The organism is Moorena sp. SIO3H5 (assembly GCF_010692395.1).
Classification (GTDB): domain Bacteria; phylum Cyanobacteriota; class Cyanobacteriia; order Cyanobacteriales; family Coleofasciculaceae; genus Moorena.
The window spans coordinates 1-3,673 of sequence record NZ_JAAHHS010000583.1; the positions used below are offsets into that span (position 1 = coordinate 1).

2 protein-coding genes are annotated in these 3,673 nt (G+C 42.3%); both read left to right on the forward strand.

What is annotated here, in order from left to right; all coding sequences use genetic code 11:
* Positions 1 to 2,646, forward strand: a 2,646-nt coding sequence (locus F6K52_RS33910; protein WP_293089208.1) for a non-ribosomal peptide synthetase, incomplete at its 5' end; no start/stop codon positions are given.
* Between the two features lie 60 nt (positions 2,647 to 2,706).
* Positions 2,707 to 3,612, forward strand: coding sequence for an MFS transporter (locus F6K52_RS33915; RefSeq protein ID WP_293089210.1), 906 nt, complete (start codon positions 2,707 to 2,709; stop codon positions 3,610 to 3,612).
* The last annotated feature ends 61 nt before the right edge of the window (positions 3,613 to 3,673 follow it).

Sequence of the window (3,673 nt, forward strand, 5' to 3'; positions counted from 1 at the left end):
ACAATGTTGACTCTTTCGACTCCTGCTCTTCCGATCTTGGTGGAGTGGAATGATACTGCCAGTGACTATCCTACTGATAAATGTATTCATCAGTTATTTGAAGAGCAGGTAGACAAAACACCGGATGCTATAGCTGTGGTGTTTGACCAACAGCAGTTGACTTACCATCAATTAAATCAAAGGGCGAACCAACTAGCACATCACCTACAAAACTTAGGAGTAGAACCAGAGGTATTGGTGGGTATTTGTGTGGAACGTTCTTTACAGATGGTGGTAGGACTGTTGGCGATACTGAAGGCGGGTGGTGCCTATGTACCCCTGGATCCTAATTATCCCCCAGAACGACTGAGTTATATGTTAGAAGATTCGGGTGTTGAGCTGTTGTTGACTCAACAGTCTTTACTAGAATCTTTGCCCTCACATACTCCACGGATCGTTTGTTTGGATAGTGATTGGGCAGCGATAGAGCAACACAGTGGGGAGAATCTTGATGTTGGGGTATCTTCTGATAATTTGGCTTATGTGATTTATACCTCTGGTTCTACTGGTAAACCTAAAGGGGTTTTAGTTGCTCATCAAGGATTATTAAATCTAGTTTTTTGGCATCAAGCTGCTTTTGAGATTACCTCATCAGATCATGCCACTCAGTTAGCTGGAACTGCTTTTGATGCAGCAGTATGGGAGTTATGGCCTTACCTGAGTGCTGGAGCTAGTATACACTTGCTCAACACAGAAACTATTGTCCAACCACAAGTTTTGCAAAATTGGTTAACAGCACACAAAATTACTATCACTTTTTTACCCACACCTTTGTTAGAAAACTTATTGTCTTTAGAGTGGTGGCCTGATCTAGCGTTGAGAATAGTGCTTACTGGTGGAGACAGGCTCAATCAATATCCATCAAGTTTATTGCCCTTTAGGATTATTAATAACTATGGACCGACCGAAAATACTGTGGTCACCACTTCTGGATTGATTGTTCCAACTCAACAAACAAATCTCTTACCACCACCGATCGGTCGCCCCATAGCCAACACCCAAATCTACATCCTAGATGGTCATCTCCAACCAGTACCCATAGGGCTACCTGGAGAATTATACATTGGAGGTGATGGACTAGCCAGAGGCTACCTCAACCGTCCAAAACTAACATCGGAAAAATTCATCACTAATCCCTTCTGTAATTCCAAATCAGAACGAATCTACAAAACATCAGACCTGGCGAGATACCTACCAGACGGTAACATCGAATTTATCGGTCGCATCGATAACCAAGTCAAAATCAGGGGCTTCCGCATCGAACTAGGGGAAATCGAAGCAGTCCTGTCCAGCCATTCCCAAATCCAACAAACTGTAGTTATTGCCACAGAAGATATTCATAGCAACAAACGCCTAGTAGCCTATATAGTCAGTGAGGAAGAATCACTAACCACCAACCAACTACGAGAATTCCTTAAACAGAAACTACCAGACTATATGGTGCCCAGTGCCTTCGTCACCTTAGACACCCTCCCCTTAACACCAAATGGCAAAGTAGACCGTTTTGCGCTGCCCGCACCTGATGGGGAAATTACCCGAGAACATAAATACGTCCCACCACGTACAACCATAGAACTTCAACTGACTCAAATCTGGTCAGACGTTTTGAATCTCACCTCTGTCGGAGTACAAGATAACTTCTTTGACCTGGGCGGTCATTCCCTTCTAGCTGTCCGTCTGATGTCAAAAATTCAACAACAATTCCAAATCAATTTACCTTTAGCAACCCTTTTCCAAAGTCCAACCATTGAACAACTAGCCAGCCTTCTGGATTCTTCAGTAGATACATCTGACTCCATATTAGTGGGCATTAAAACCAGTGGAAACCAACCTCCATTATTCTGTATTCACCCAGTTGGTGGCAATATTCTGTGTTATGCAGACTTAGCTCGTCATTTAGATCAAGATTATCCAGTATATGGTTTACAATCTCTTGGTTTAGATGGTCAACAGCAACCCTTAACTTCTGTTGAGGAGATGGCATACCATTATATTGAGGCAATAAAACCAATTCAAACCCAAGGACCATTACACCTCATCGGCTGGTCTTTTGGAGGTGTAATTGCTTATGAAATGGCACAACAATTACAGGCTAAAAATACTCCAGTGGCTCTTCTAGCTTTAATAGACAGTTATGCACCTACTTTAATTCGGAAACCTTTAGAAATAGATCAAGCAATGATAATCAATCAATTGGCTCAAGATTTGGGAGGTCTTTATGGCCAAGAGTTAGATATATCCTTAGAAACACTGAGAAAAATCGAACTAGACGAACAAGTTTTGCATCTATTTGAGCAAGGCAAACAGCAAGGGATATTTCCATCAGACCTAGAAATAGATCAAATGCGTTCTTTATGGGAAATTTTTAAAGCAAATATGGCAGCAAACTATCATTATCAACCAAAAACATATCCAGGTTCAGTTCTCCTTATAAATGCTAGTAAAACTTCCCCAGCAGTACTTGAAGACCGAACCCACGGCTGGGGTTCTCTAGTTAATGGTGATATCCAAACTCACACGATTACTGGAGACCATTACACCATTATGAAAGCCCATCAAGTTGAGGTTATGACAGCAAAATTTAACAACTATCTATTGAACAACTAGCATATCCATAAAGCCAGATGTTGGGAGGGTAGCATAATGCTTCTACGGTAATTATTGGAGATGTCTATTAATCAAAAAAATCAAATGCTCAAACCACTCAAAATTGAAGGAATGTCCATCTTTGTTCTAGTCTGGTTGGGGCAATTAGTCTCCCTGTTAGGCTCCAGCATCACTAACTTTGCCCTTGATGTTTGGGTTTATAAGCAGAGTGGTTCGGTTACTCAGTTATCCTTTCTGATTCTGTTCACTACTCTCCCTCGAGTCATAATTTCTCCCTTTGCTGGTGTCTTAGTAGACCGTTGGAATCGCCGTTGGGTGATGATTTTCAGTGATTCTGGTGCTGCTTTAACCACCCTGACTATTGCCACCTTGCTGCTTACCGGAAAAATCCAAATTTGGCATATATACTTAGCAAGTGTGGTAATTTCCAGTTTCAGTGCATTCCAGTGGCCTGCTTACAGGGCTGCTACCACCTTGCTCGTTCCTAAAAAACACTTAGGTCGAGCTAGTGGTATGACTCAGTTAGCACAAGCGTTAGGACGACTCCTTGCTCCTATCCTAGGTGGTGTACTCTTAGGAGTCATACAGCTGTCAGGAATTTTTGTGTTGGACTTGAGCAGTTTTTTGTTTGCCTTAACTACCCTACTCCTGGTTCGGTTTCCCCACCACAAAGTCACACAAAGCCAGCTTACTAATAAAACTTCACTGCTGACAGAACTGCTTTACAGTTTTCATTATCTTCGGTCTCGTTCTGGACTATTAGCCCTATTGTTGTTTTTTGCTAGTAGCAACTTCCTGATGGGAATTCTTCAGGTATTGAGCTATCCCCTAATACTTTCCTTTGCTTCCCCAGCCCAACTTGGAACCATCTTGTCTTTTGGTGGTGTGGGTATGGTGACCGGTAGCCTGTTGATGAGTACTTGGGGAGGTGGGCGAAGCTTCGGGAGTTTGATTTTGTTGTTGTAGGGCATATCCTAGATGGTAGTAAAACCATGGATCTGGTTTGAATTCAATTGCTTGGCGGTAG

Excerpts from the sequence above, each read along its gene's own strand:
- F6K52_RS33915 (WP_293089210.1), top strand. The coding sequence starts at position 2,707 with ATGTCTATTAATCAAAAAAATCAAATGCTCAAACCACTCAAAATTGAA.